29 protein-coding genes are annotated in these 25,953 nt (G+C 71.2%); 15 read left to right on the forward strand and 14 right to left on the reverse strand.

The window, feature by feature from the left end:
• Window positions 1–13: 13 nt before the first annotated feature.
• Both OG381_RS42290 and OG381_RS42295 read left to right on the forward strand, forming a co-directional pair.
• A complete protein-coding gene (locus OG381_RS42290; protein ID WP_327721265.1) occupies window positions 14–871 on the forward strand; it encodes an aldo/keto reductase in 858 nt (285 codons plus the stop codon).
• A gap of 72 nt (window positions 872–943) precedes the next feature.
• Entirely contained in the window at window positions 944–2,716 is a 1,773-nt protein-coding gene (locus tag OG381_RS42295; RefSeq protein ID WP_327721266.1) for an ABC transporter ATP-binding protein, read from the forward strand.
• Window positions 2,717–2,730: 14 nt separating this feature from the next.
• On the opposite strand, the gene OG381_RS42300 is transcribed toward OG381_RS42295, so the two are convergent.
• Window positions 2,731–3,063, reverse strand: coding sequence for a hypothetical protein (locus OG381_RS42300; RefSeq protein WP_327721267.1), 333 nt, complete (start codon window positions 3,061–3,063; stop codon window positions 2,731–2,733).
• 250 nt (window positions 3,064–3,313) lie between these two features.
• Here OG381_RS42300 and OG381_RS42305 point away from each other — a divergent pair, with 250 nt between their 5' ends.
• Complete coding sequence (locus OG381_RS42305) at window positions 3,314–3,568, forward strand: DUF5133 domain-containing protein (RefSeq protein ID WP_327721268.1); 255 nt, start codon at window positions 3,314–3,316, stop codon at window positions 3,566–3,568.
• 27 nt (window positions 3,569–3,595) lie between these two features.
• On the opposite strand, the gene OG381_RS42310 is transcribed toward OG381_RS42305, so the two are convergent.
• Window positions 3,596–4,567 (reverse strand): GlxA family transcriptional regulator, encoded by a 972-nt coding sequence (locus OG381_RS42310; protein WP_327721269.1) that lies wholly within the window; start codon window positions 4,565–4,567, stop codon window positions 3,596–3,598.
• A 178-nt stretch (window positions 4,568–4,745) separates the two neighbouring features.
• Here OG381_RS42310 and OG381_RS42315 point away from each other — a divergent pair, with 178 nt between their 5' ends.
• A complete protein-coding gene (locus OG381_RS42315; RefSeq protein WP_327721270.1) occupies window positions 4,746–5,201 on the forward strand; it encodes a DUF2269 family protein in 456 nt (151 codons plus the stop codon).
• A gap of 102 nt (window positions 5,202–5,303) precedes the next feature.
• On the forward strand, window positions 5,304–5,519 hold the full coding sequence (locus OG381_RS42320) for a hypothetical protein (RefSeq protein WP_046258246.1): 216 nt from the start codon (window positions 5,304–5,306) through the stop codon (window positions 5,517–5,519).
• Between the two features lie 3 nt (window positions 5,520–5,522).
• On the opposite strand, the gene tgmB is transcribed toward OG381_RS42320, so the two are convergent.
• The 3 genes from tgmB to OG381_RS42335 form a co-directional block, all read right to left on the reverse strand.
• Entirely contained in the window at window positions 5,523–6,497 is a 975-nt protein-coding gene (gene tgmB, locus OG381_RS42325; RefSeq protein ID WP_327721271.1) for an ATP-grasp ribosomal peptide maturase, read from the reverse strand.
• A gap of 16 nt (window positions 6,498–6,513) precedes the next feature.
• A complete protein-coding gene (tgmA, locus tag OG381_RS42330; protein WP_046258248.1) occupies window positions 6,514–6,705 on the reverse strand; it encodes a putative ATP-grasp-modified RiPP in 192 nt (63 codons plus the stop codon).
• A 178-nt stretch (window positions 6,706–6,883) separates the two neighbouring features.
• On the reverse strand, window positions 6,884–7,159 hold the full coding sequence (locus OG381_RS42335) for a YkvA family protein (RefSeq protein WP_307022554.1): 276 nt from the start codon (window positions 7,157–7,159) through the stop codon (window positions 6,884–6,886).
• A gap of 268 nt (window positions 7,160–7,427) precedes the next feature.
• Here OG381_RS42335 and OG381_RS42340 point away from each other — a divergent pair, with 268 nt between their 5' ends.
• Window positions 7,428–8,447, forward strand: a complete 1,020-nt coding sequence (locus OG381_RS42340) for a hypothetical protein (protein ID WP_327721272.1) — start codon at window positions 7,428–7,430, stop codon at window positions 8,445–8,447.
• Window positions 8,448–8,515: 68 nt separating this feature from the next.
• On the opposite strand, the gene OG381_RS42345 is transcribed toward OG381_RS42340, so the two are convergent.
• From OG381_RS42345 to OG381_RS42365, 5 genes are all read right to left on the reverse strand, one after another.
• Window positions 8,516–9,574 (reverse strand): hypothetical protein, encoded by a 1,059-nt coding sequence (locus tag OG381_RS42345; protein ID WP_327721273.1) that lies wholly within the window; start codon window positions 9,572–9,574, stop codon window positions 8,516–8,518.
• Between the two features lie 251 nt (window positions 9,575–9,825).
• Window positions 9,826–10,221 carry a universal stress protein gene (locus tag OG381_RS42350; RefSeq protein WP_327721274.1) on the reverse strand — a complete coding sequence of 132 codons (396 nt, stop codon included), beginning with the start codon at window positions 10,219–10,221 and terminating at the stop codon, window positions 9,826–9,828.
• On the reverse strand, window positions 10,218–11,735 hold the full coding sequence (locus OG381_RS42355) for a tripartite tricarboxylate transporter permease (RefSeq protein WP_327721275.1): 1,518 nt from the start codon (window positions 11,733–11,735) through the stop codon (window positions 10,218–10,220). The genes OG381_RS42350 and OG381_RS42355 overlap by 4 nt, the downstream gene beginning before the upstream one ends.
• Window positions 11,736–12,272, reverse strand: a complete 537-nt coding sequence (locus OG381_RS42360; RefSeq protein WP_327721276.1) for a tripartite tricarboxylate transporter TctB family protein — start codon at window positions 12,270–12,272, stop codon at window positions 11,736–11,738.
• Window positions 12,269–13,273, reverse strand: a complete 1,005-nt coding sequence (locus tag OG381_RS42365; protein WP_327721277.1) for a Bug family tripartite tricarboxylate transporter substrate binding protein — start codon at window positions 13,271–13,273, stop codon at window positions 12,269–12,271. Before OG381_RS42365 ends, OG381_RS42360 begins: the two co-directional genes overlap by 4 nt.
• Before the next feature lie 97 nt (window positions 13,274–13,370).
• Here OG381_RS42365 and OG381_RS42370 point away from each other — a divergent pair, with 97 nt between their 5' ends.
• The 5 genes from OG381_RS42370 (at window position 13,371) to OG381_RS42390 (ending at window position 18,401) form a co-directional block, all read left to right on the forward strand.
• The gene (locus OG381_RS42370) at window positions 13,371–15,020 is read left to right on the forward strand and encodes a sensor histidine kinase (protein WP_327721279.1); all 1,650 of its coding nucleotides are present in this window, start codon (window positions 13,371–13,373) and stop codon (window positions 15,018–15,020) included.
• A complete protein-coding gene (locus OG381_RS42375; protein ID WP_327721280.1) occupies window positions 15,017–15,694 on the forward strand; it encodes a response regulator in 678 nt (225 codons plus the stop codon). Before OG381_RS42370 ends, OG381_RS42375 begins: the two co-directional genes overlap by 4 nt.
• 682 nt (window positions 15,695–16,376) lie before the next feature.
• Window positions 16,377–16,955, forward strand: coding sequence for a dienelactone hydrolase family protein (locus OG381_RS42380; protein WP_327721281.1), 579 nt, complete (start codon window positions 16,377–16,379; stop codon window positions 16,953–16,955).
• 82 nt (window positions 16,956–17,037) lie between these two features.
• The gene (locus tag OG381_RS42385) at window positions 17,038–17,400 is read left to right on the forward strand and encodes a PadR family transcriptional regulator (RefSeq protein ID WP_307037009.1); all 363 of its coding nucleotides are present in this window, start codon (window positions 17,038–17,040) and stop codon (window positions 17,398–17,400) included.
• Window positions 17,397–18,401 (forward strand): hypothetical protein, encoded by a 1,005-nt coding sequence (locus OG381_RS42390; RefSeq protein ID WP_327721282.1) that lies wholly within the window; start codon window positions 17,397–17,399, stop codon window positions 18,399–18,401. Before OG381_RS42385 ends, OG381_RS42390 begins: the two co-directional genes overlap by 4 nt.
• Here OG381_RS42390 and OG381_RS42395 read toward each other — a convergent pair.
• Entirely contained in the window at window positions 18,385–18,879 is a 495-nt protein-coding gene (locus OG381_RS42395) for a lamin tail domain-containing protein (protein WP_327721283.1), read from the reverse strand. The genes OG381_RS42390 and OG381_RS42395 overlap by 17 nt on opposite strands.
• Before the next feature lie 94 nt (window positions 18,880–18,973).
• Window positions 18,974–19,939, reverse strand: coding sequence for a DUF1152 domain-containing protein (locus OG381_RS42400; RefSeq protein WP_327721284.1), 966 nt, complete (start codon window positions 19,937–19,939; stop codon window positions 18,974–18,976).
• Window positions 19,940–20,010: 71 nt separating this feature from the next.
• Here OG381_RS42400 and OG381_RS42405 point away from each other — a divergent pair, with 71 nt between their 5' ends.
• Together OG381_RS42405 and OG381_RS42410 are read left to right on the forward strand one after the other, a co-directional pair.
• Complete coding sequence (locus OG381_RS42405; RefSeq protein ID WP_327721285.1) at window positions 20,011–20,646, forward strand: GNAT family N-acetyltransferase; 636 nt, start codon at window positions 20,011–20,013, stop codon at window positions 20,644–20,646.
• A 69-nt stretch (window positions 20,647–20,715) separates the two neighbouring features.
• Entirely contained in the window at window positions 20,716–21,711 is a 996-nt protein-coding gene (locus OG381_RS42410; protein WP_327721286.1) for a zinc-dependent alcohol dehydrogenase family protein, read from the forward strand.
• Window positions 21,712–21,771: 60 nt separating this feature from the next.
• Here OG381_RS42410 and OG381_RS42415 read toward each other — a convergent pair whose 3' ends face one another.
• Window positions 21,772–23,136, reverse strand: coding sequence for an FAD-dependent oxidoreductase (locus tag OG381_RS42415; RefSeq protein ID WP_327721287.1), 1,365 nt, complete (start codon window positions 23,134–23,136; stop codon window positions 21,772–21,774).
• Window positions 23,137–23,348: 212 nt separating this feature from the next.
• Between OG381_RS42415 and OG381_RS42420 the strand changes: the two genes are divergently transcribed.
• Window positions 23,349–24,002 (forward strand): RNA polymerase sigma factor, encoded by a 654-nt coding sequence (locus tag OG381_RS42420; RefSeq protein WP_327721288.1) that lies wholly within the window; start codon window positions 23,349–23,351, stop codon window positions 24,000–24,002.
• A complete protein-coding gene (locus tag OG381_RS42425) occupies window positions 23,995–24,993 on the forward strand; it encodes a CU044_5270 family protein (RefSeq protein WP_327721289.1) in 999 nt (332 codons plus the stop codon). The genes OG381_RS42420 and OG381_RS42425 overlap by 8 nt, the downstream gene beginning before the upstream one ends.
• Before the next feature lie 25 nt (window positions 24,994–25,018).
• Here the strand turns inward: OG381_RS42425 and OG381_RS42430 are convergent, their stop codons facing one another.
• Complete coding sequence (locus OG381_RS42430; protein ID WP_327721290.1) at window positions 25,019–25,837, reverse strand: chitosanase; 819 nt, start codon at window positions 25,835–25,837, stop codon at window positions 25,019–25,021.
• Between the last annotated feature and the right edge of the window lie 116 nt (window positions 25,838–25,953).

Raw genomic sequence — 25,953 nt, forward strand, 5'->3', positions numbered from 1 at the left:
AGGTCACGAGCCCATGCACACGCGACGCATCGGTGATGTCGAGGTCAGTGCGATCGGTCTGGGCGGGATGCCCATGTCGATCGAGGGACGGCCGGACGAGGCCCGCTCGCTCGCCACGCTGCACGCCGCCCTCGACGCGGGCGTGACGCTGATCGACACCGCGGACGCCTACCACCGCGACGCCGACGAGGTCGGCCACAACGAGTCCCTGATCGCCAAGGCCCTCGCCTCCCACGACCGGGGCGCCGATGTCCTGGTCGCCACCAAGGGCGGCCATCTGCGTCCCGGTGACGGGAGCTGGACCCTGGACGGCAGCCCGCGGTACCTCAAGGAGGCCTGTGAGGCGTCCCTGCGCCGGCTCGGTGTGGAGGCCATCGGGCTCTACCAGTTCCACCGCCCCGACCCACGCGTGCCGTACGCGGAGTCGGTCGGCGCCGTGCGGGACCTGCTGGACGAGGGCAAGATCCGCCTGGCGGGCATCTCCAACGCGAATCCGGAGCAGATCCGGCAGGCCCAGGACATCCTCGGCGGTCGACTCGTCTCCGTACAGAACCAGTTCTCCCCGGCCTTTCGCTCCAGCGAGCCCGAGCTGCGCCTGTGCGACGAGCTCGGTATCGCGTTCCTGCCCTGGAGCCCCCTCGGCGGGATCTCCCGGGCCGGTGAACTGGGCTCCGTCTACGCGCCGTTCGCCCGGATCGCCGAGGAGCACGGGGTGAGCCCGCAGCGTGTGTGCCTGGCCTGGATGCTCGCCAAGTCGCCCGTCGTCGTACCGATCCCGGGCGCCAGCCGCCCCGAGACGATCCGCGACTCGGTCGCCGCGGCCGACCTGGTCCTGACCGCGGACGAGATCGCCGTGCTGGACGCGGTGTAATCCGGCACGGCGCGGGGAGTAAGCGCTTGCTGAAGGCCCCATGATCCGACCGCCCGGAAGGAACCGCCGCCAGTGGCCTCGCCGTTGGAGAGACCGCTCGACCACCGCTACCGGGGCGAGCATCCCGTCCGTACCCTCGCCTATCTGTTCCGTGCCGACCGCAAGCGCCTGGCCGCAGCGGTCGGCATCTTCACGGTCAAGCACAGCCCCGTCTGGCTGCTGCCGCTGATCACCGCGTCCATCATCGACACCGTCGTCGAGCACCGGGCGATCACCGAACTCTGGCTCAGCACCGGGATCATCCTGCTGATCCTGCTCGTCAACTACCCCCTGCACATCCTCTACGTCCGTCTCCTGTACGGCAGCGTGCGCCGCATGGGCACCTCGCTGCGCTCCGCGCTCTGCATCCGGATGCAGCAGCTGTCCATCGGCTACCACTCCCGCGTCAGCGCCGGTGTGCTCCAGGCCAAGGTGGTGCGGGACGTGGAGACCGTGGAGCAGATGGTGCAGCAGACCGCCGAGACCGGGCTCGGGGCGGGCACCGTGCTCATCGGCGGCCTCGTCATCATCGGCATCCGCACACCGGAGTTCCTCCCGGTCTTCCTCGTCGTCGTGCCCGCCGCCGCCCTCGTCGTGGCCCGCCTCCGCGCCCGGCTGCGCACCCACAACGAGCACTTCCGGCACGAGGTCGAGACCCTGTCCTCCCGCGTGACCGAGATGACCCGTCTCATCCCGGTCACCCGCGCCCACGGCCTGGAGGGCAAGGCGCTGCGCCGCATGGACGGCACCCTGCACCGGCTGCTCACCTCCGGGATGCGCCTCGACCTCGTCAACGGCCGCTTCGGCTCGCTGGCCTGGGTGGTGCTCAACGTCGTCGGTGTACTGGTCCTCGCCGGTGCGGCGCTGGTGTCGTACTACGACGTCTGGGGTGTCACCGCCGGCGACGTCGTCATGCTCAGCGCCTTCCTGACCACGCTCACCAACTCCACGACCACGCTGGCGGGTCTCGCCCCGGTCATCACCAAGGGCCTGGAGTCCGTCCGCTCGGTCGGCGAGGTCCTCCAGGCGCCCGAACTGGAGGACAACGAGGGCAAGTCGGAGGTCTCCGAGGTGCGCGGGGCCGTGGCCTTCGAGCAGGCCGGCCACGTCTACGGGGACGGCGAGCGGCCCGCCGTGCACGACTTCACCCTCTCCGTGCGGCCGGGCGAGACCATCGCCCTGGTCGGCGCGTCCGGGGCGGGCAAGTCCACCGTCCTCAACCTGGTCATCGGTTTCATCCGCCCGACCTCGGGTCGGCTGCTGCTCGACGGCACCGACATGAACACCCTCGACCTGCGCACTTACCGGCGGTTCGTCTCGGTCGTGCCGCAGGAGTCGATCCTCTTCGACGGCACGATCCGCGAGAACGTCGCCTACGGCATGGAGGACGAGGCAGACGAGCAGGCGGTGCGCGCGGCGCTGCGGGACGCCAACGCGCTGGAGTTCGTGGAGCAGTTGCCGCAGGGCCTGGACACCCTCGTCGGCGAGCGGGGCGCCCGGCTGTCCGGCGGGCAGCGCCAGCGCCTCGCCATCGCCCGCGCGCTGATCAGGAACCCCAGGGTGCTGGTCCTCGACGAGGCGACCTCCGCCCTCGACACCCGCTCCGAGGCGCTGGTGCAGCAGGCGCTCGCCCGGCTGCTGCGCGGACGGACCACGTTCGTGGTGGCGCACCGGCTGTCCACCGTGCGGGGCGCCGACCGGATCGTGGTCATGGGCGACGGCCGAATCCAGGAGATCGGCACGCACGACGAACTCCTGCGCCGGGGAGGGGCGTACACGGCGCTGCACAGCGGGCAGGCCGCCTGACGTCACCGCACCCGTCAGGCGGCGCTGCTCCGGGGGACGCGGTGCGGACAGGCCGCGTCGTGCTCGGTGCCGCAGCTCGTCCACCAGCGTTCGCAGCACGCGGCGTCGAGCTCGGTGCGCACGACGTCGTCGTCCGTACCGGGCCCGAGGCCCCGCAGCCGCCGTTCGGCCACCGGCGTACGCGGGTCGGCCTCGCGGACGACGGCGACCAGGGGGACGAGGCTCGCGGCGGCGAAGAGACCCGCGGCCCACCAGGGGCCGTGACGGAACTCGTGGACCGTGGTCAGGGCGAGTCCGGAGCTCGTGCTGACGTAGAGCGCGCAGAGCAGGCGCTGGGGGCAGTTCATGGGCGTACACCGTTCGTGCGTCCGTGCTGAGGGGCTGCCCCCTGTTCAACTGCCCGCGGCCCCGGCGGGAAGCGGGTCGGCGCGGTACCCGCCGAAACGTCACTCCTGTGGGTTTCGCACCGGCCGGATTCGAGCGTCAGTCGGGTGCTCGGCGACAGGATCCCGTCAATCGCGAGCCGGAGAGCGGGAGATGAGATTGGTCTCCCATCGCCCGGGCATACGCAGCGGAAAATCGAGAAAGGGGCTCTTCGTGCTCGTTCCGGATCCGAAGGTCGTCAGAGAACTGCTGACGCGGTACGCATCGCTGCGGATCGCCGACGCGGAGCGGGGCAACCCCGCGACGACAAGGGAGTTGGAGGATGTCAGCTACACCCTCTGCGTCATGATGGGCACCACCGGCATCCGCGAGGCGGTCGCGAAGGCGGACGCCCTCCTCCTCGGCGTGGGTCGGACGGCGTCCACGACGCGGGAACCGGCGGGACGCGGCGGCCTGTTGGCCGTGTGAGACCTCGTCGGCACCAGGTCCGCAGGCTCAGACGCGCGCTGCCGGGGAACCCTGCTTCCCGTGGAAAGCCGAGCGATAGCCCTGCGGACTGGTGCCGACCACCCGGCGGAACCGCTCGCGGAACGCGGTCGGTGAACCGAACCCCGCCTGCTGCGCGATCCGTTCGATCGTGTGGTCGCTGTTCTCCAGCAGGTACTGGGCGCGCCGCACCCGCGCCCGCAGCAGCCACTGCAGCGGTGTGGTGCCCGTCTGCTCGCGGAAGCGGCGGCTGAAGGTGCGCTCGCTCATCCCCGACCGGGACGCCAGCGCGCCCAGGGTGATCTCGCGGGCCAGATTGTCCTCGATCCACTCCAGGACCGGTTCGAGGGTCGAGCCGCGCGGCACGGGCGGATGGTCATGGACGATGAACTGGGCCTGTCCGCCCTCCCGTTCGAGAGGCATGACGGACATCCGGGCGGAGTGCGCGGCGACCGCCGAGCCGAAGTCGCGGCGGATCATGTGCAGACACATGTCGAGGCCCGCGGCGGCACCGGCCGAGGTGAGGATCTGCCCGTTGTCGACGTAGAGGACGTCCGGTTCCACCCGTACGTCCGGAAAGCGGCGCGCCAGCTCCTGCGCGGCCACCCAGTGCGTGGTGGCGCGCAGCCCGTCCAGCAGCCCGGCCTCGGCCAGCACGAAGGCACCCACGCACACCGAGGCGATCCGGGTGCCCGCCGCGGCCGCCTGGCGCAGCGCCTCCAGAACGGGCGCGGGCGTCGGTCCGGCCGCCGGGGAGCAGCCCGGCACGACGATGGTGTCCGCGTCCGCCAGCGTCTCCAGCCCGTGCTCGACGCGCAGCGAGAAGCCGCCGTCGGCACGTACCTCCGGCGACGCGGCGCACAGCCGGATCCGGTAGGGAGAGCGGCCGTCGGGCAGCCGCGTCCAGTCGAAGACCTGCATGGGCGCCGCCATGTCGAACGGCACCACCTGGTCGAGAGCCAGGATCGCCACAGTGTGCATGAACGACACGATAGGCGGATTCCCGCCAGCCCCACTATGCGGAGTCCAGGCAAGAGCACCAGGTCGGAGCGGTTGGCGAGAATCCGTCGGAAGCTGTCGTTCCAGCCTCTGGGCGACGCGGTACGGAGATCCCTAGCGTGGGCGGCCGCACACCTCCGAACCACCCTGGACGCCACCCATGACGAAGTTCCTGCTGTCCCTCCATGTCCTGGCCGCCATCGTCGCCATCGGTCCCGTGACCGTCGCGGCCAGCATGTTCCCGCCCGCCGTACGCCGCGCGGACCCCTCCGGGACGGCGGCGGACACCGTCGCCCTGCTGCACCGCATCTGCCGGGTCTACGCCCGCTTCGGCCTGGCCGTGCCCGTGTTCGGCCTCGCCACCGCCCTCGCGATGGGTGTCCTGGGGGACGCCTGGCTCGTCACCTCCATCACTCTGACCGCCGTGGCCGCCGGGGTCCTGGTCGCCTTCGTGCTGCCCCGTCAGGAGGAGCTCCTCGAAGAGCTGGGCGCCCGGCAGCCGGTCGAGCGCGCCCACACCGTCCAACTCGCCATGTTCACCGGCATCTTCAACCTGCTGTGGGCCGCGGTCACCGTTTTGATGATCGTCCGCCCCGGTTCCACGACGGGGGCCTGAGTCAAGTCGAACGGTGGAATTCACCCCGCAGGGTGCAGGGGCGCCTAGACTCGGCAGCTGCGCCCATACCTATGGGCCGTCACACGAAAGGCACGTTGACGGGTGTTCCAGGATTCCCCCATCTATGACCGGCTCATCGCGGAGCGCGGTGACGTTCCCACTCAGGTTCGCAGGGAGGCCGAGCGAGTCAGCAGGGAACTGGAGTTCGTCATGCAGCCTCTCCGCTCCATGGACCGCTCCCACTACGGAGAACTGCCCTCCGCGCCGCCCGCGCCGCAGTGGCAGCGGGCGGCCCTGCCCGGACCCGGGCAGAGGTGAGGCTCAGGGGACCACGGTGTCCCTGCCGTTGACGAGCCCCGCCCCGTCCGGCACGGGCCGGGCCAGCCACTCGGCGATCGAGCGGGCGATCGGCTGACCCGTCTCCACCTCGACGAAGCCGAACTGCCCCGACTGATTGCACTCCAGGAACCACCACGTCCCGTCGGCGTCCTCGGCGAAATCGAAGGCGCCGTAAGCCAGTTCGGCGTCGCGCATGTACGCGCGCACCGCTTCGGCGACCCGTGGCGGCACGTCGGTGGGGCGCCACGGAGTGGCGGGGGAGGCGAAACGGACGTCCACCTCGTCGTCCTCCGCGGTCGTCTTGCGCGCGGCCAGCATCCTCTCGCCCACCACCGTGAGCCGTATGTCCGCCCGCTTGGCGACCCGCCGCTGGAGCAGCGTGGGGCCGAACGCGACGGCGGAGAAGTCCGTGTCCGGCGTGACCCGGCTGGTCGGCACCGCCCTCGGTGGGTCCTGCGGATGCGCCCCGGAGACCGGTTTGACCACCAGGTCCGGATAGCGCGCGGAGAACTCGCGGGCGGCCTGCGGAAAGGTCGTGATCAGCGTGGCCGGCACGGGCAGCCCGCAGCGCTGGGCGTGCCGCAGCTGCCAGGGCTTGTGCCGGGCCCGGCGGGAGGCGTCGGGGTGGTTCATCCAGCGCGCCCCCGAACTGCGCAGCATCCCGTACAGCGCCTGTGACGACTCCTCGGTCAGCCACCCGGACGGCTCCGCGGCCCGGGCCGCCGCGGTGCCCGGCCGGCGCACCCAGACGGACCGCAGCCCGTTCATGCTCACCAGCCGGCCCCCCGCCGACAGATGGCCCCGGAAGGCGCCGTGCACGTACTCGCCCGACAGCGCCACCCCCTCGGTCAGGTCGGCGGGGTCGAGACGGACCACCGGAACGCCTGTCGTATGGAGGTGGACGACCACCATGTCGGCGGTGACGTCCGCTTCACAGGTCAGGATCAACACGGTCATCGGTGTCTGCCCGTGTTCAGTCGTCGAAGTGCGTCTTCGACCCCGCCGTTGAGGTCGTGGTCCCGAACTCTCTCAGCAGCGCGTGGTCGTGGGCGGCGATCCGCCCGTCCGAGAGCACGTTCAACTGCAGTCCGGTGTCGTAGGCGTACGGAGCGGTGACCTCCGACTCCGCTGCCGGACGTGCGTAGTTGAGCGCGAACGGTTGCATCGTCTCTCCCTCGTGGGTCCTGCGCCGATCCAGCGATGGTCACCTTGCGCCGTCGCTCGGGCCGCCGACTCCCGTCGGCTTCCTGAGACTTATACGAATCGAACGGGTGATTGGTTTCCTTACGCTGCGTAGTTGTTGGCGGTTCGTCGTCCGGACAATGGGGGAGACGTGGGTGAAGTCAGGCAGGTTCACTGCCCGAGTGCCTGCGCATCGTGCGCAACGCGAGCAGCAGGACACCGATGTCGTCGAGGTACACGGGGTCGGGCACCAGGTCGGCCGGCAGGAAGAAGTACGCGAGAGCTCCCCAGAAGACCCAGCGCGGGCCGGTCGGAAGTCCGGCCTGCCGCAGACCCCGCCGGGCCCGGACCAGCCGTACGAACACCGCGACGGCAACGGCGAGGACGGCCGCCGCGAGGAGCACGGCGACAGCGATCCATCGGGTGGTGATGTCCAACGGGCCCTCCTCGTTCCGGGGCGCCCCGCGAAGCGCGCGCGAAGTATCGGATTCCCGTTCGGGGCGCCGGTATTGCCTGCCAGGGCCAAACCGGTGCACTCGAACACCAGTGGGAGTGGCGGGGCGGGGGCGTCGAAGCGGGAGTCATACCTGTGGCGCACCCGAGTGGCGCCCTGGGCGCGGACGCCCGGTAATGGTCACCGTAAGGTCGCGTGTCGCGCGTCGGGGGCGCAACAGCGGCCGTATCCCCTCGCTTGGAGAGCCGCGCATGACCACTCCCTCGTCAATCCCGCAGTCGAACGATCCCGCCATACCCGCGACGGAGATCACCGGCTCCCTGAGCCCTGCGCCCGTTGCCGTCGGGGGAAGCGGTCCGGCCTACGGCGATCCGGTGGACGGCCTGGTCCGTGCCGCCGTGGCCGACCGGCCGCTGGAAGAGGTGGCCCAGCTCATCACGCTGCTCGAACAGTCTCCTCTGTACGCCCGGGCCACGGTCGACGCGCTCCGCGCGGTCGGGGTGAACCGGTCCGTGGACGACGTCACCCGGCTGGTCGTCCTGCTCACCCGGCCGCCGCGGGAGGCGGCGAGCGCGGACGAGGCGATCCGTGCCGCGGCCGAGACCCGCCCGGTCGAGGACGTGACCCGGCTGATGGCCCTGCTGCAACAGGCGCCGCTCGAGCCGCACTGCGGGCAGGAGGCGGTCAGGGCGGCCGCCACCGGCCGGTCCGTCGAGGAACTCGTGGAGCTGATCGGCCGCCTGGCCGAGGAGCGCAAGGGAGCCCCTCCGTCGCAGGCCACGGAAGCGCCGGTGGACGACGTGGACGACGCCGGCCGGCACCGTGACCCGGCGGCCCGCCCCGGCCTCGTACGCCGCCGGCCCGCCCGACCTCCCGTCTGGCCCACCCGCCTCACCGCGGTGGCCCTGCTCGTCTGCGCCGTGGCCCATGTCCCGGTGTACCAGGACGGGGTGTCCCCGCGCCGCTACGGCCTCGTCCTCGGCCTGGCCGGGCTGTGCCTGCTGCTGGCTCCGCTGGTGGTCGTGCGTCCGGCGGTGCCGGTACTGGTCGCGGCGGTCCTGGTGCCGGCGGCCCTGGCCGCGGCCCAGCTGTACGCGAGCCGCTTCGACTCGGGCCGGCTGTCCGCCGCTCTCGACCTCACGCTCGCACCGGCCTGGATCGCCGGCCTCGCCGCCGTCTGCGCGGCACTCGCGGCACTGGCCGCCCTGGCCGTCCGCCTGGCCTCGCACACACCGGGGCGGAGCGCGGCGGACCGTCTGCCGGTGGACTGATCACGCGGTGGGCGCTGCGGCCGACGGTGACCAGGATGCCGTCGTGACCGCGGCGCCCGCGGCGGCTATCAGGCTCCGTTCTCGTCCCGTGGGGGCCGGCGGGGCTTGAAGCGTTCCAGGGTCCGGGTCAGCTGCTGCAGCGGCGAGCCAGGCTGTTCGGCGGGCGGTCTCGGTGCCTCGGCGCCCGCCTCCCGGTAGGCGGCCAGCGCCTCGTTGGCGCGTTCGGCGGCCTCCCGGTACAGGTCGCGGGAGTTCGTCATCGCCTCGAGCGCCTCGGCGTACATGGCGACCAGCTCGCGCTGGCGGACCAGCTCCTCCTCGGCGGTCGTCAGTCGCCACTGCTCGCGCAGCGCGGTGAGAGCCTCCTCGGCCCCCTCCGGCAGCGGCCTCGGCAGCCCGGCGAAGCGGGTCACGGCGTCGATGAGTTCCGTGGGCGGGGTGCCGTCCAGGAAGACACTGCGGACGGAGAAGTCGTCGGCGTCGGTGTCGCGGTCGAGCGGCAGCGGGGACAGGACGACGGCTCCGCCGCGCGGGACCTGGACGTCGAACTCCTTCAGCGCCCAGTTGACGGCCCGCAGCTGATGCGGCGCGGCCCGGTGCTCCACCACGCGGTGACGCAGACCCGGCGGCAGATGCCCGGTCAGCGGCCGGCGGCCGCGCTCGTCGGGGGTCATGGCCTCGTGGACGACGATGTGCAGCGCCCAGGAGTCCCGCACGCAGTCCCGCAGCAGCCGCCGCAGCTCCTTGTCGTCCTCGGGCAGCCGGTTGACGTCCCGGAAGCGCAGTCCGGCGACGGTGTCGTGGTCCCAGCCGGCGTCCGGCTCCAGCGGCCAGAACATGCCGACCGGGGAGGCCCATGCCGCCTGCCACGGCTGTTCCGCCTCCGCGACCAGGACCCACTCCCCGTCGGCCCCGAGCGTCAGCCGGGCCCGTACGGTCACCTCGCCGTCGACCCGCCAGCGGGCCTCGAAGACCTGCTCCTCCTTGAGCTCCAGGAAGTCGTCGACGACCGCGCCGTCCTTGAGCTGCCGGAGGTTGACGCGGAGCACGTCCGCGGCGGCGGATCCGACGTGGCGGCCGCGGGCCGGCCACACGGTGGGGGGAAGGGCTGCGGGGGAGGTCTGCATGAGTCCATCTGTGGGGCGGGGTTCCGTGCGACCACCAGTATCGTCACCGCCGGTCCGCGGCGGTCGGGCGGGGTCGGTATCCCGCCATCGCCCGGTGCGAACCGCGCACCCGGGGTGTGCGCGATCCACTTCGCGTGGCCACGGTTCACCCATGTCCGCGAGGCGATCCGCGCACCACAATGTCTGGACGAACAGGGTCCGCCCACCATCCGCATTGGGGCGGACCCTGTTCCCGGCGAGGTGCGCGACGGCTACAGCGCGGCCTTCACGGCGAGGACCGGGCAGCCGGTACCGAGCAGGATCTGCTGTGCGGCCGAGCCCGTGATCAGCTTGCCGACCGCACTACGCCGCCGCAGCCCGATCACCACCAGGGACACGTCCGCCTGCTCCGCCAGCTCGATGATCTCCTCGGCGGCGTCGCCCCCGCCCAGCACCTGACGGATGTCGAACTCGACGCCGAGCGCGGCGAGATCCTCCCGGACATGGGCCAGTTCCGGCTCCTGCGCGAACCGCGGGTCCACATAGGCGTCCCCGCGCGAGGTGTTCACCACCATCAGCTTCTCGCCGCGCAGCCGGGCCTCGTCGATCCCTGCCCGTAGCGCGGCCTCACCCTCGGGTGAGGGTACGTATCCGACCAGTACGGTCATGTCTGCTCTTCCTCTCGGGCTCTTCGCTCACGCGGGGGACGCACGACGAACCGCCGGACCAGCGGCCAGGCGAGCACCAGCACGATCGTCGTGTACACGGCGTAGGAGACCGGCCCGCCCACCAGTCCCGACAGTTCACCGCCGGACAGCTGCAGGGAGCGCCGCCCCTGCAGTTCGGCCCGCGGGCCGAGGATGACGCCGACGATGAGGGGCAGCACCGGCAGTCCGAACCGTCGCATCCCGAAGCCGAGGAGCCCGAGGAGCAACAGCAGGAACAGGTCCAGGGGCTGGGCGTTGACGGCGTAGGCGCCCATCGACGCGAAGAACAGGATCCCGGCGTACAGATAGGGGCGCGGTATCTGGAGCAGCTTCGCCCAGGCGGGCGCCAGTGGCAGGTTGAGCACGAGCAGCAGCAGATTGCCGACGAAGAGGCTGGCGATCAGCACCCACACCAGGCTCGCCTCACGCTCGAAGAGGAGGGGGCCGGGCTGGATGCCGTACGACTGGAAGGCGGCCAGCATGACGGCGGCGGTGGCGTTCGTCGGCAGGCCGATGGCCAGCATGGGGACCAGGGTGCCGGCGGCGGAGGCGTTGTTCGCGGCCTCCGGACCGGCCACCCCCTCGATGGCCCCCTTGCCGAACTCCTCGGGGTGCCTGGTCAGCTGTTTCTCCGTGGCGTACGACAGGAAGGTCGGGATCTCCGCGCCGCCGGCCGGCAGCGCGCCGAACGGGAAGCCGAGGGCCGTGCCCCGCAGCCAGGGCTTCCAGGACCGCTTGAAGTCCTGCTTCCCCATCCACGGGGTGCCGACCGGGATGATCTCGGCGGGCTTGCGCCGCAGATGCGCGGCCACCCACATCGCCTCGCCGACGGCGAAGATGCCGACCGCGACGACGACCACGTCGATGCCGTCCGCGAGTTGGGGGATGCCCAGGGTGAGCCGCTGCTGTCCGGAGACCGCGTCGATGCCGACCAGGCCGAGCGTCAGACCCAACAGCAGCGAGATCAGTCCCCGGATCCGGGAGGCGCCCAGCACGGAGGTGACCGCGATGAACGACAGCAGCATGAGGGCGAAGTAGTCCGGCGCGCCCAGACTGACCGCGAAGTCGACCACGAACGGGGTGACCAGAACCAGCAGCAGGGTCCCGATGGTGCCCGCCACGAAGGAACCGATCGCGGCGGTCGCGAGCGCCTGGGCGGCCCGGCCCGACTTGGCCATCCTGTTGCCCTCGATGGCCGTCACCACCGAGGACGACTCGCCGGGGGTGTTGAGCAGGATCGAGGTGGTCGACCCGCCGTACATCCCGCCGTAGAAGATGCCGGCGAACATGATGAACGCCTGCACCGGCTCCATGCCGTAGGTGACCGGCAGCAGCAGGGCCACGGTCATCGCCGGGCCGATCCCCGGCAGTACGCCCACCGCGGTGCCGATGACGACACCGACGAGCGCCAGCAGCAGGTTCATCGGGGCGACGACGTCCGCGAAGCCCCCCATGAGGTTGTCGAGGTTGTCCATCTACAGGATCCCTTGCAGCACACCGGCCGGGAGGTTCACACCGAGCCCGATCGCGAAGGCGTAGAACGTGGTGAGGGACAGCGTCACCGCGATCAGCAGATCGCGTACGCAGTGCCGGTTGCCGAGGGCGAACGCCGTCCCCCAGAACAGCAGCGCGCCGCTGATCACCCAGCCGAGCCGCTCGATCAGCACCGCGTTCACCACGAACGCGGTGATCAGCAGCAGTACCGTGCGCCAGTCGCTGCCCCGGGACAGGTCGACGTCCTCCCCGGCCTCCGGCTCACCGCGGCCGCCGCGGGCGACGTCGACCGCGTACACCGCCGCGGCCACCAGGAGCAGTACGCCGAGGATGACCGGCACCGCGCGTGGTCCGACCGGGTCGGTGCCGCTGGTGATGTGCGGGATCCCCAGCCCGTCCACGATCACCGCGGTGCCCAGCAGGACGAGGAACGCGCACACTCCGTACTGGGCGCGGTCCCCGTCCCGGGGCGGACGGGCGTCCGCCACGGTGTGGTCGTCCGTCACCTGGGAGCTCATGCCAGCCCGAGCTCTGCCAGCAGACCGGCGACGGACTTGTCCTGGTCCTTCAGATAGGTGCCGAACTCGTCACCGGTGACGAAGGCGTCGGTCCAGCCGCGCTTGGTCAGCTCGGCCTTCCACTCCTTCGACTCGTGCATCGTGGTCAGGGCGTCGATCCAGGACGTCTTCTGTGCGGCGGTGATCCCCGGAGGGGCCACGAAGCCGCGCCAGTTGGTGAAGACCAGGTCGATCCCGGAACCCTTGAGGGTGGGCGCGTCCTCGACCGCCGCGATCGGCTCCTCGCTGGTGACCGCCAGGACCCGCACCTGCCCGGCCTCGATCTGGTCGAGGAACTCGCCGAACCCGCTGGCACCGAAGGCGATCTTGTTGCCGAGGATCGCGGGCAGGAGCTCGCCGCCGCCGTCGTACGAGACGTAGTTGACGTCCTTCGGCTCGATGCCGACCGCCTTCGCGAGCTGCATCGGCAGCAGATGGTCGGGACCGCCCGGCGACGAACCGCCGCCCACGGCCACCTTCTTGGGGTTCTTCTTCCAGGCGGTCACGAGGTCGTCGATCGTCTTGTACGGGGAGTCCTTCGACACGACGATCGCGCCGGCCTCCTCGATCAGCTTGGCGAGGGGGGTGGTGTCGGTGAGCGTCGCCTTCGACTTCGAGGTGTACGCGGCTCCCACGACACCCAGGCCCATCTGCATGGCCAGCTTGCCGTTGCCCTTCTCGTTGACCAGGCGCTGGAGCCCCACGGTGCCGCCGGCGCCGGGCAGGTTGTACACCTGGACCCCGGAGGCCACCTCGGAATCCTGCATCACCTGGGCGACGGTCCGGGCGGTCACGTCGTACCCGCTGCCCGGGGTGTTGGGCACCATCAGGCGCAGACCGGTGGCGGCCTTGGACCCGCCGCTCCCCGAGTCCTCCTTCTCCGCGGTGGCACCGCAGGCGCTCACGGCGATCATCGACACGGTGGCAAGAGCGCCGAGAAGTGCGGCTCTGCGAGTTCTCATGGCTCATCTCTTTCGCTCGGGCTGGTCCGGCGCCATGATTGTGCGGATTCTCGAACAGCCCGTCTGCCTTGTGTGACCATTGAAGGTTGAGTTCATAGTGGTCGTGAGATCGCGCCGCCCCACGCTCGCCGGTGAGCTGCTGGTGCTTCAGCTCGCCATCGTGGTGGTCGTGCTGGTCGCGGTGGCGGCCGTCTCGCTCGCACAGTCCGAGGCCACGTTCGACCGGGTCGAGGGCCGCCGGGTGACCGCCCTCGCCGAGGAGATGGCCGGCAACCCCCTGCTGCGCACCCAGCTCGTGCTGCCCGCGCCCGGTGAGGTCCTGGCACCCCTGCTGCAGACCACGCGGACCCGGTCGAACGTCACCTCGGTCACCGTCGCCGACGCGGACGGCGAGATCGTGGCCGCCACCAACCCCACCCTGGTCGGCACCCGGCTCCCGGTCGAAGGGGCGAACGTGGCGCGGGCCCGCGGCTGGTCGGGAGAGCTCGCGGTGGCCGGGGGCCGGGAACTGGTCGCCCAGGCGCCGGTGCTCGCCGAGCACGTCGACCACGTCGGCGAGCACATCGGCACGGTCATGATCGGACGGGCCTCACCGTCGGTCTGGCAGCGCCTGAGCGGGGCGTCCTCCTATCTGCTCGCTTACCTCGGCACCGCGAGCGTGCTCGGCGTGGCCGGATCCTGGCTGCTGGCCCGCCGCATCAAACGGCAGACCCTCGGCCTGGAACCCCGCGAGATCGCCGGTCTCGCTGAGCACCGTGAGGCCATGCTGTTCGGGCTCGCCGAAGGAGTGGTCGCCCTCGACCCGCGGCTGCGGCTCACGCTGGTCAACGAGGTCGGCCGGGCCCTGCTGGACCTGCCCGAGAGCTGTGTCGGGATGAGCCTGGCCGACCTGGGGATCGAGGGCAGGCTGTACGACGTCCTGGCCGGGACCGGTGGTGACCGCGGCGCCGGGCAGCGCGACGAGGTGGTCGTGCGCCGGGGCAGGGTGCTGGTGATGAACCGTATGGAGGTCACCAAGGACGGCCGACGTCTCGGCTCGGTGACGACGCTCCGCGACCGCACCGAACTGGCCCGAATGGAGCGGGAGTTGGGGTCCTTCCGCAGCAGCACCGAGCTGTTGCGCGCCCAGGCGCACGAGTTCTCCAACCAGCTGCACACCATCTCCGGGCTGATCCAGATCGGCGAGCACGACGAGGTCGTACGGTATGTCCGCGCCCTGCGCAAGCACCGTGAGTCGCTCGACCTGACCCTCACCAGCCGGGTCCGCGACCGGGCCGTCGCCGCGCTGCTGATGGCCAAGTCCGCGCTGGCGGCGGAGCGCCGGGTGCAGCTGCGGATCTCCGAACGCACGGCCCTGGACCGGCTGGAGCCGATGGACTCCGCGGACGTGGCCACTGTGCTCGGCAACCTCGTCGACAACGCCCTCGACGCGGCGGCGGCCTCGGAACGTGCCGACGGCGCCTGGGTGGAGGTCGAGCTGAGCCAGGACGCCTCCTGCGTGGAGATCGTGGTCCGCGACTCGGGCCCGGGGGTGGCTCCCGAGCTCGCCCAGGAGGTCTTCTCCCACGGCTTCACCACGAAGGCCGCGCAGGGCGGTGTCCGCGGGATCGGCCTGGCCCTGACCCGGCTGGTCTGTACGCGCAGGGGCGGCGAGGTGTCGGTGACCAACACGGAGACGGGCGCGGTGTTCACGGCCCGGATGTCCGTGGGCCGGCCGGCCGAGCGGGAGACGGAGGAGGTCCGGTGATCGACGTACTCGTGGTCGAGGACGACTTCATGGTGGCGCGCATCCACCGTGGATTCGTCGACAGCGTCGATGGCTTCCGGGTCGTCGGCACGGCGAACTGCGGGGAACAGGCCCTCACCGCCGTCGCCGACCTGGAGCCCGACCTGGTGCTGCTCGACCTCTATCTGCCCGACATCTTCGGCCTGGACGTCGTCCCCCGGCTGCGGACCGCCGGTCACGACTGCGACGTGATGGTGATCAGCGCCGCCCGCGAGGCGGAGGCGGTGCGCCGGGCCGTACGCCAGGGTGTCGTGGACTATCTGCTGAAACCCTTTGACGCCGAGGAGCTCAAGGACCGGCTGGAGCGCTACAGCGCCCGGCGCGGCGACCTGTGCGCCGGGACGGTGAGCGGCCAGGCCGACGTCGACCGGGCGCTCGGTCGGGTCGCCGCGCCGACGGTGGCGCCCACGCTGCCGAAGGGCATGAGCGTGGAGACCTCGGAGCTGGTCGAACGTGCGCTGCGCGCGGTCGACGGAACCCTGTCCGCCGCGGAGTGCGCGGAACGGGTCGGTATCTCCCGGGTCAGCGCCCGCCGCTACCTCGAACACCTCACCGTCACAGGCCGAGCAGCGGTAACCCTGCGCTACGGCCACGCGGGCCGCCCCGAACGCCGGTACCACTGGCACGGCGGGTGAGCGAACGGGCGGACGGGCGACGGTGGTTGACGACGGGCGGGCGACGGTGGTTGGCGATGGGCGGGCGGTGCCGGTGGGGGCGACGCCGGTTGGGTGACGGCCAGTGGTGATGGCGGGTGGGTGTCGACCGGTGTGTGGGGCCGGGGGTGTGCCGGGGGTCGGTGATGCCGGTCTGGTGGCGGCTGGTGGGGAGGGCCTTGTGGTGACGACGTGTGGGTGACGGCCGGTCGCCACGGCGGGTTGGCGATGGCGGACCGTGCAGAGGGTCGGTGGCGGCGGTCAGGTGACGGGTGGTGGTGATGGCGGTCTGGTGACGGGTGGTGGTGGCACTGGGCCGTGCCAGGGGTCGGTGCTGCCGGGCTGGTGCCGATGGCGGGGGGCAAGCTCGCCGGTTGTGACGGCCGGTGTGTGGGGCCGGGGGTGTGCCGGGGGTCGGTGATGCCGGTCTGGTGGCGGCTGGTGGGGAGGGCCTTGTGGTGACGACGTGTGGGTGACGGCCGGTGGTCACGGCGGGTTGGCGATGGCGGACCGTGCAGAGGGTCGGTGGCGGCGGTCAGGTGGCGGCTGGTGGTGATGGCGGGTGGCAAGCTCGCCGGTTGTGACGGCCGGTGTGTGGGGCCGGGGGTCGGTGATGCCGGTCGGGTGTCGCTGGGTGGAGGCAGGCCGGAGGTGGCGCCGGGCCGTGCCAGGGGTCGGTGACGGCGGTTGGGTGACGCCGGGCGGGGGCGGCTCGGACGCCTTCGGACTGCGCCCGCGCCTCAAGGGCATGGCGGAGCGGCTGGCCTCGGCGGGCTACACCGTCCTCGTCCCCAACGTCTTCCACCGCTCCGGCCGGGGGCACCCCTGGTGGAGTTGCCCGACTTCATCGACCCGGCGGAACGCCCGGAGATCATCGCGAGCCTCCGCCCGGCCGACCTGTCTCGACTGGCTCGCCCGGTCCCCGCCGGCCACCGACGGCAAGGTGGGCGTGACCGGCTACTGCGTGGGCGCGGGGCTCGCCCTGCGCACCGCCGGCACCCACCCCGACCCCGTCGCCGCGGCGGCCGGCTTCCACGGCGCGTTCCTCGCCACCGACGCCCCCGGACAGCCCCCACCTCCTCGCCGACCGCATCACCGCCGAGCTCCACTTCGGCCACGCCGACCAGGACTCCACCGACCCGGCCGACCAGATAGCCCGCCTCGACCAGGCCCTCACCACGGCGGGCGTCCGCCACCGCGCCGAGGCGACGGACTGCTGGAGCTGCTGGGCCGCACGCTCTGACCCGGACAGCTACCGGAAGGGCGTGTCGCGCTCGCGGAATATATCGGGAGCCGATATATTCAGTTACATGGCATCGAGGAACATGACACAGGCGGCGTTCTTCGTCCTCACCGCCCTGGCGGACGAACCGCGGCACGGTTACGGCATCCTGCGCGAGGTCGAGGAACTCTCCGCCGGAGCGGTGCAGATGCGGGTCGGCACGCTGTACGGCGTGCTGGACCGGCTCACCGCGGACGCTCTGATCGTGCTGGACCGCGAGGAGGTCCACGACGGCCGCCTCCGGCGCTACTACCGCCTCACCGACGAGGGCATGCGAGCCCTCGACGCCGAGGCGGAGCGGATGGCCGCGGGCGCCAGCGCCGCCAAGCAGCGGATCGCCGACGGCCGCAAGGCCACCGGCACCCCACCCGTCACCGGACCGGGACTCGCGGGAGGCCTCGCATGACGACCCTGCTCGAAGCGCGCTACCGCACCGTGCTGCGCCTGCTCCCCGCCTACTACCGCAGGGACCGGGAGGAGGAAATGGTCGAGGTCTATCTGTGGGACGTCGACCGCGACACCCAGGACCAGAGCAGGCCCACGCTCGGGGAGGTGGCCAGCATCGCCGCCCTCGCCGTGCGCAGCAGGCTGGCCACCGTCGGCGCGCCTCGCCGCTACGCCCTGCTCGGCTCCGCCGTCCGGCGTTTCGCGCTGTACGCCGTACTGCTCCAGGCGGCCGCCGTCGTCTCCGACGAGATCCTGCGGGTGACCTGGTCGGCCTCCCGCGGCGCGCGTGAATGGGACATGTTCCTGACGGGCTTCGCCGGTGGCGGCCCGACGGAGACCGTCGTCACCGTCGCCGGCTGGGTGCTGCCGTTGCTGTGGACGGTCGGGTTCTTCGCTCTCGTCCACGACCGCCGGCGCCTCGCCCGGGCCGCCGTTCTGCTGGCCGCGCTGCCCTCACTGTGGCCGCTGATCGCGCCGCTGGTGAGCGACTGGTCGGCGTCCGACCCGTGGTTCGCCACCGCCAACGCACTGTTCGCCTGGCTGCCGGCCCTCGCCGTGTGCGCCGCGTACCACCGTGACGCGCCGCAGGCCACGCTGCCCGGCGATGCCCCCGGCCTCGCCTTCCTGGCCTGCTGCGTCGTCACGGGCGCCTCCGTCGCCGTCCTGCCCGCCATGGCGGACATCGCCTGGGCGCCCGCGACCTGCTTCGTGCTCGCCGTCCTGGGCTGGCTGCTGCTGGGTGCCCGCCGCGCGGAACCGGGCGCCGGGAGCAGTGCCCTGGCCCTGGCCGTACTGGGCCTGCTGATCCTCGCGGTGCGGGTGGCGGCCCTGTTCCCGTGGCTCGGCTTCCCGCTGCCCGCCGTGTTCCTCGTCGGGGCGGTCGCCCAGGCGGCCGCCCTCGCTCTGCTGGTCGTGGTGCTGGGAGTGCTGGCCAGGCGCGACCTCAGCTGTGGAACTTGATGTAACCGTTCCCGTCCGGGTCGGAGCCGCTCTTGGTGTACGAGTGCACGTCGGCCCGGCTGCCGGAGGGCTTGTAGAGGTAGATCGTGTCCTTGTCGTTGTTCCATATGAAGTTGCAGTTGTCGCGGTAGACGACGTTCTTGGCGTCGGAGTCGGAGCCGTTGCCGCCCCGGAGCTTCACGTAGTCACCGGGCTGGAGGTAGTGGTTCGCCGGGAACTCGAAGTAGTTGCCGACCGCGTCCTCGACGACGTAGCCCTTCAGGTTCACGGTCTTGCTCGACGAGTAGTTCTTGACGGTCAGATACTCGTCCTTGGTGTTCCCCGTGGAGCAGCTGTTGGAGTCGCTGCCGGGCGCGTCGTACTGGACGCCGCGGAGCTTCAGCGCGGACGTGTACTCGGCGGCCTGGGCCGGTACGGCCGTGAGCGCGAGCAGTGTGCCCGCGGCGGCGGCGGTCGTGGCGGCAAGGCGTATACGCATGACAAGGCCCCCCTTGTGAAGGTTCAGTGAAGAAGAACCTGGAGCGTATACAGCCTTGCCGTGCGATCACGGCGGATTCCCCGAAACGTGACCTTCAGTGCGGGTACGCGCGTGGTGGCCGCTGCCGTGGCAGTTCGTCACGGAAGTCCGCGATGACGGAACTGATCTGGCGCATCAGCGCGGTGTCCTCGAGCCGGTCCAGGTAGAGGTTGCGACGGGCGAGGGCCGGGGCGTCGACGCAGAAGTACAGGGCCATGAGCGGATTGATGAACAGCTCGCTGTCGCGGGTGCGTTCGGTGAAGCGGACGTCCCCGAAGTCGCCGCGCACGGCCGCGGCGATGGAGCCGTTGACGATGCTCGGGTGCTCCGGGGTGCACTCCTGGGCATGGGCCACCGCGTCGAGGTAGAGGGCGCCTTCGCGGCTTTCGCGCGGCAGGGAGAACGCGCCCAGATAGCCGCCCTCGCGGTCCAGCGCGGCCAGGTTCTCCAGGACCAGGGAGTGGTTGACGCCGTGGTAGGCGTCCACCCCGAACCCGAGGCACGCCACGAGTCGTTCGGGTATGTCCGCCAGCCCCGCCACCGCGGCCAGGCTCGCCATGTCCTCCTCCGGGGTGCCGAGTCCGTGCTCGTCGCCCCGCAGCAGGATGTCGGTCCCGCCGTCCACCAGCACGATCGCGTCCACCGGGCCGAGGTGGTCGAGGAGCGTGCGGTAGGCGGCCCGCAGCGGCTGTACGCCGGTGCGCGGGAAGGCGTAGACCGTCGCGGGCAGACCCTGGTGGTCCAGCCACTGGGCCAGGGAGCGCTCGGGGAAGTAGTCACCGCGGGCGGCGGTGTCGGGGCGCACGGCCGCGACGTCCATGTCCAGCCACACGTCCGTGTCGAGGCCGTACAGATCCGAGAACGACAGGTTGGCCAGATGTACTTCCTTTCCGGCCGCCCTCAGCGCGAGGGCCAGCGGAAGACCGGCGTAGATGTCGAAACCGCCGCCCGCGCCGGCGACGAGTACCCGTCGCGCGGTACGAAGGCGAGTGAAGAGGGCAGGCTCATGGAGGGAGAACACCGCAGGACGCTAACAGGTGATCTTCCGTCCATGGGGTTGTGGGAGCGCTCCCAAGTATGCAGGATGCTGCGATGACTTCGTCAGCCGTGATCCGCTCGTACCGTCCCGAGGACCGAGCCGCCCTCGAGGACATCTGCATCCGCACCGCACACAACGGCCTGGACAGCCGCCCCGTGTACGCGGACCCCGGAATCCTTCCGGTGATCTTCGCGACTCCCTACGCCGAACTGGAACCGGACCTCGTGTTCGTGCTGGACGACGGGCAAGGGCAGGCGGTCGGCTACGTCCTCGGCACCGCCGACACGGCCCGCTTCGCCGACGACTTCCGCGAGAAGTGGCTCCCGCTGGTCGCCGACCGTTACCCGGAACGCAGCGGCCCGCCCGCCACCCCCGACGAGGCGATGATCCCGCTGCTGCATCACCCCGAGCGCATGGTCGTCCCCGAACTCGCCGCCTACCCCGCCCACTTGCACATCGACCTGCTCCCCGAGTGGCAGGGCCGCGGTCACGGCCGGGAGTTGATGCGGACCTTCCTGCGGGCCCTGCGGGATCGCGGGGTGCCGGCCGTGCATCTGGTGATGGCGACGGCCAACGTCCCGGCCCGCGCCTTCTACGACCGCCTCGGCTTCCATGAGATCGACGTTCCGGACCTGGGCGGCCCGGTCGCCTGCCTGGGGCGTACGACGGGAGAACTCGACCGTCTCTAGGGGCTATTGAAGTACGGTGACTGTCGAACTACGGTAGTCATCGAACTTCAGGCTTCAGGGGGATGCGTCATGACCACAACCGTGCGGTTCCATGAACTCGGCGGGCCCGAGGTGCTGCGGCTGGAGAACGTGCCGGTCGGCGAACCCGGCGCCGGCGAGCTGCTGATCCGCGTGGACGCCATCGGTCTCAACCGGGCCGAAGTGCTGTTCCGCAGCGGCCAGTACATCGAACCCGCACGGCTCCCCGCCCGGCTCGGCATCGAGGCCGCGGGCATCGTCGAGGCGGTCGGCGCGGACGTGACGGGGTTCGCGACCGGCCAACAGGTCAGCGTGGTACCGGCGTTCTCCATGAACGACTACGGGGTCTACGCCGAGCGCGCCCTCGTCCCCGCCAGGGCGGTACTGCGCCGCCCCGACGGGCTAGACGCCATCGCCGGGGCCGCGGTGTGGATGCCGTACATGACGGCCTACGGCGCGCTGGTCGAGGTCGGCGGGATGCGGGCCGGGGACACCGTCGTCCTGACGGCCGCGTCCAGCAGCGTGGGCCTGGCCGCCATCCAGGTCGCCCGCAGCGTCGGCGCGGTCCCCGTCGCCACCACCCGCACCCGCGCCAAGAGGGAGGCGCTGCTGAAGGCGGGCGCGGCCGAGGTGATCGTGACCGCGGAGGACGACGTCGTCGGCCGGGTGCTGGAGCTGACGGCGGGGCGCGGCGCCGAGTTCGTCTTCGACGCCGTCGCCGGTCCAGGGGTGGTGGACCTGGCCCGGGTGGTCGCCCCCGGCGGCACACTGTTCCTGTACGGCGCGTTGAGCGGGGAGCCGACCCCGTACCCCGGGTTCGACCTCGGCATGCCCGCGCTGAACATGCGTACCTACACCCTCCCCGAGACGACACGGGACCCCGAACGGCTGCGCCGCGCCGAGGCGTTCGTCACCGCCGGTCTGAGCACAGGTGTGTTCGCACCTGTCGTGGACCGCGTCTTCGCCCTGGAGGAGATCGCCGAGGCGCACCGGTACATGGAGGCGGGCTCGCAGGTCGGGAAGATCGTCGTCACCGTGGAGCACTGAGACGCGTGACGGGGCCGGGGGCGCACCCCCGGCCCCGTCACGTCGTACGGAACAACTCGCTTACGCGCCGCTCGCCTTGAGCATGTCCTCACGCTCGACGAGCTTCACGCGCTCGCGGCCCTGCGGCTCGCCCAGCGCCTTCTCGGCGGCGTCCAGCTTGTACCAGCCCTCCCAGGTGGTGACGCGGAGCTCGCGCTCGGCGAGGAACGCCTGCACGGCCTCCGGCTCGGGAGAGGCCGGCGTCTGCAGACGGTCGTTCGCGAAGTCGTCCAGCAGGTTCGCCACGGTCTCGTTGGCGTCGCCCTTGGTGTGGCCGATGAGGCCCACCGGACCGCGCCGGATCCAGCCGGTGACGTACACGGACGCAAGGTGCGCGCCGCTCTCCTGGATGACGCGGCCGCCCTCGTCCGGGACGGTGCCCGAGCCGATGTCCCAGGGCAGCTTGGGGAGCTTGTCGGAGAGGTAACCGACCGCGCGGTAGACCGCGTTGACGTCCCAGTCGGTGAACTGCCCGGTGCCCTTGACGTTGCCGGTGCCGTCCAGCTCGGTGCGCTCGGTGCGCAGACCGACGACCTTGCCGTCCTCGCCGAGTATCTCCGTCGGAGACTCGAAGAAGTGCAGGTAGAGCTTGTGCGGACGGTCGCCGATGTCGCGGATGGCCCAGTTCTCCAGGGTCTTGGCGACCATGTCGACCTGCTTGTTACCCCGCCGCTCGGCGATCGAGCCCTCGTCGTAGTCGATGTCCTCGGGGTTGACGATGACCTCGATGTTGGGGGAGTGGTCCAGCTCGCGCAGCTCCATCGGGCTGAACTTCGCCTGCGCCGGGCCACGGCGGCCGAAGACGTGGATCTCGACGGCCTTGTTCGCCTTGAGGCCCTCGTAGACGTTCGGCGGGATCTCGGTCGGCAGCAGCTCGTCGGCCGTCTTTGCGAGGATGCGGGAGATGTCGAGCGCCACGTTGCCCACGCCCAGGACGGCGACCTTCTCGGCCTCCAGCGGCCAGGTGCGCGGCACGTCCGGGTGGCCGTCGTACCAGGAGGCGAAGTCGGCGGCGCCGTAGGAGCCGTCGAGCTCGACACCGGGGATCTTCAGCTCGCGGTCCGCCATGGCACCGGTCGAGAAGATCACGCCGTCGTAGAACGCGCGCAGGTCGTCCAGGTGGATGTCGGTGCCGTAGTCCACGTTGCCGAAGAGACGGACCTGCGGCTTGTCGAGGACCTGGTGCAGGGCCTTGATGATGCCCTTGATGCGGGGATGGTCAGGAGCGACGCCGTACCGGATCAGCCCGAACGGGGCGGGCATCCGCTCGAAGATGTCGATGGACACACCGGGCTCGGTGGCCACGTCGGACTTGAGCAGAGCGTCGGCGGCGTAGATGCCGGCCGGGCCGGCGCCGACGATGGCTACCCGCAGGGGGCGGGGCATGATCAGGTTCCCTTCGAGTGGCGACAAAGCGATCTCGTCGGGAAGCCTAAACTAAGGCAAGCCTAAGCTGGTACGCGGGTCCGATCTATGAGCTCATAAGGCTACTTTATGACCTCGACGGGCTGTGCGGGCACTCTCCCATGCCGGACGGGAACTCGATCGCGGGCATCGGCCAACAGCAGTCGACCATGCCCATGACTTGAGGGAACCGCATGCAATCGACAGGCGATCCGAGCGTCGCAGACCTTCCCGACGTCGTCCCACGCGACGGCGTCGAGTCCGACGCCTCGGTCGTCGAGCGTTCGCGGGAGGAGCCCGATGCCTTCGAGATCCTCTTCCACCGCTACGCCGACGACATCCACCGCTACGCGGCCCGACGGCTCGGCGCCGAGGCGGCCGACGACCTGATGGCCGAGACCTTCGTCATCGCGTTCCAGCAGCGCCACCGCTACGACCTGTCCCGGCCACACGCCCGCCCGTGGCTCTACGGGATCGTCACCAACCTCGTCGGCCAGCACCGGCGCGCCGAGGCGCGACGGTTGAGGGCGTTCTCGCGCGTCGCCTCGACGGGGGCCGGTGACGGCGGCGAGGCGCTGGCCGACCGGGTCGTGGCGAAGGTCGGCGCCGAGCACTCCCGCGCCCAACTGGCAGGTGCGCTCGCCAAGTTGCCCGCACGCTACCGGGACGTGCTGCTGGTGATCGCCTGGGGCGATCTCGACTACGCCGAGGCCGCGGAGGCCCTCGGCATCCCCGTGGGCACCGTGCGCTCACGGCTCAACCGGGCGCGGACCAGGCTGCGCGACGCACTGGGCGGGGCGGACCCCACAGCCCTTCACGAGGAGAACGAGGAGACCGACCGTGGATGACCTCACTGTGGTGCGCGAGTTCGAGGCCGACGTGGCCCCGCTCACCGACGACGCCCGTTTCGCCGCCCGCGCCCGGCTGCGGCGTGAAATCGTCCGGGACGGCCGCTCGGGCGCGCTGTCCCGGCGGCTGATGCTCAGGGTCGCGGTGGTGGGGACCGCCACGGCGGCCGTCGCCGGTGGCGTGGTCGTGGCCGCCCGGCACGACGGAGACGGGGGCGCGGACACCTCGCGGATGGCGACGATGAGCGCGGCCGAGCTGCTGCACAAGGCCGCGGCGCGATCCCGTGCCGACAGCGCCGGGACGCCGGTCCCGCGCGACGACCAGTACGTCTACACCAAGATGTTCATCACCCGGACCTTTGTGAAGGGCGGGAAGCACCGGACCTGGACGGACGAGAGCTGGATGTCCGTGGACGGCTCCAAGCCCTCCCGGCGCCAGGAGTACGGCAAGGTCCACCGCGATCCGCCGCTCGGCAGGAACGAGGTGATGTGGCCGCCGACCCAGTACGCCAAGCTGGCGGAGTGGCCGACGGACCCGGACAAGCTCCTGGACAGGCTGCGGATGGGCTTGAGCACCGACGACAAGCGGGTGAATGCGTCGGTGGGATCGGACAAGGCCCGGGAGGCGCCGATGAGCCAGGCCGACATCGACGCCATGGCGTTCGCCAACGCCGTCCAGTTCTTCGTGGTTCCGCGGATCATGCCGCCCGGGCTGGAGGCGGCCACGTTCGAGGCGGTCGCCCGGATCCCCGGCATCCGGATCGACCGCGAGGCGGTGGACGGCCTCGGCCGCAAGGGAGTGGCCGTCTCCTACCCGAAGTTCGACTTCGCGTTCATCTTCGACGCGACGGACTACGCGTACCTGGGGCTGCGTCTGAAGGGGAGCACCGCGGTCGTCGTCGACGGGAAGTTCCAGCATCGCGACCGGTACCACGAGATGCGTGCCCGGGAGGAGTTGGGCGTCGTGGACCGCATCGGTCAGCGTCCGTAGCCGGGACCGCGGTGCTCCGGGACGGTCAGCCGATGTGGTAACTGTCCCCGTACACCTTCCAGTCCAGCGGCGGGTTCAGGTCGAGGTTGCCCGCGCGCAGGAAGACCCGCTGGGCGGTGTCGACGCGGCTGGTGTCGCTGTGGGCCTCCTCCTGCTTCATGGCCCACACCCGCGCGTCCAGGAAGGCATGCAGGTAGGTGACCTCGTCGCCGCCCTGGGCCGGGGGCCTGGCCTGGTTCAGGGCGCGCTTTCGGATGTTGCGGAAGCTGGTCGGGTCGCTGCCGTCGCCGTGCATCACGATGGCGTCGTAGTAGGCGAACTGGCCCAGCACGCGCAGCCCGTCGGCCTTGCCCTGGCGCACGGCCGGGGTGAAGTACACGCGGTCGCGCTCGTCGTTCTGCGCCTGCCGGAACGCCTGGTCCTGGGCGGCCCGGCGCCAGTCCCGGGGGAAGTCCGGGTCGAGTCCGGCGTGCGAGTCGGTGCCGTCGACCCGGCGGAGCGCCGGCAGGTAGCGGGCGAGGACATTGCCGGGGCGGCGGTCGGCGTACAGCTCGACGAGGTCGAGCATGTCGCCGGTGCCGGAGCAGAAGCCGATGATGCCGGCGGTGTAGCCGCGGCCGTCGCCGATGTCCTCGATGTACCGGTACTGCGCCTTCCAGTCGAGCGAGGAGTTCTCCGCGCTCGACACCAGCTGCATGGCGATCTCCTTCTTCGCCGGGTCGTCGAGTCCCGTCGCGGTCGTGCGGGCCGCGGCGGCTGGGGAGGTGAGCAGGGGTGCTGTGGCGAGGGACGCGCCGATCAGGGTGAGGACGGTGCGGCGCGAGGCGTGCGTGGGGTGTTTCACGGCGGCTCCAAAGGGAGGTGGGGGGTGGGGAGTTGGCCGTACGTGAACTGATAGGAAGGTTTACTATCAGAGCCACGACACAATGAGAACCCGTCGCGTCAAAGGTTCGTACCTAT

Source organism: Streptomyces sp. NBC_00490, assembly GCF_036013645.1.
In the GTDB taxonomy this organism is placed as follows: Bacteria; Actinomycetota; Actinomycetes; order Streptomycetales; family Streptomycetaceae; genus Streptomyces; species Streptomyces canus_F.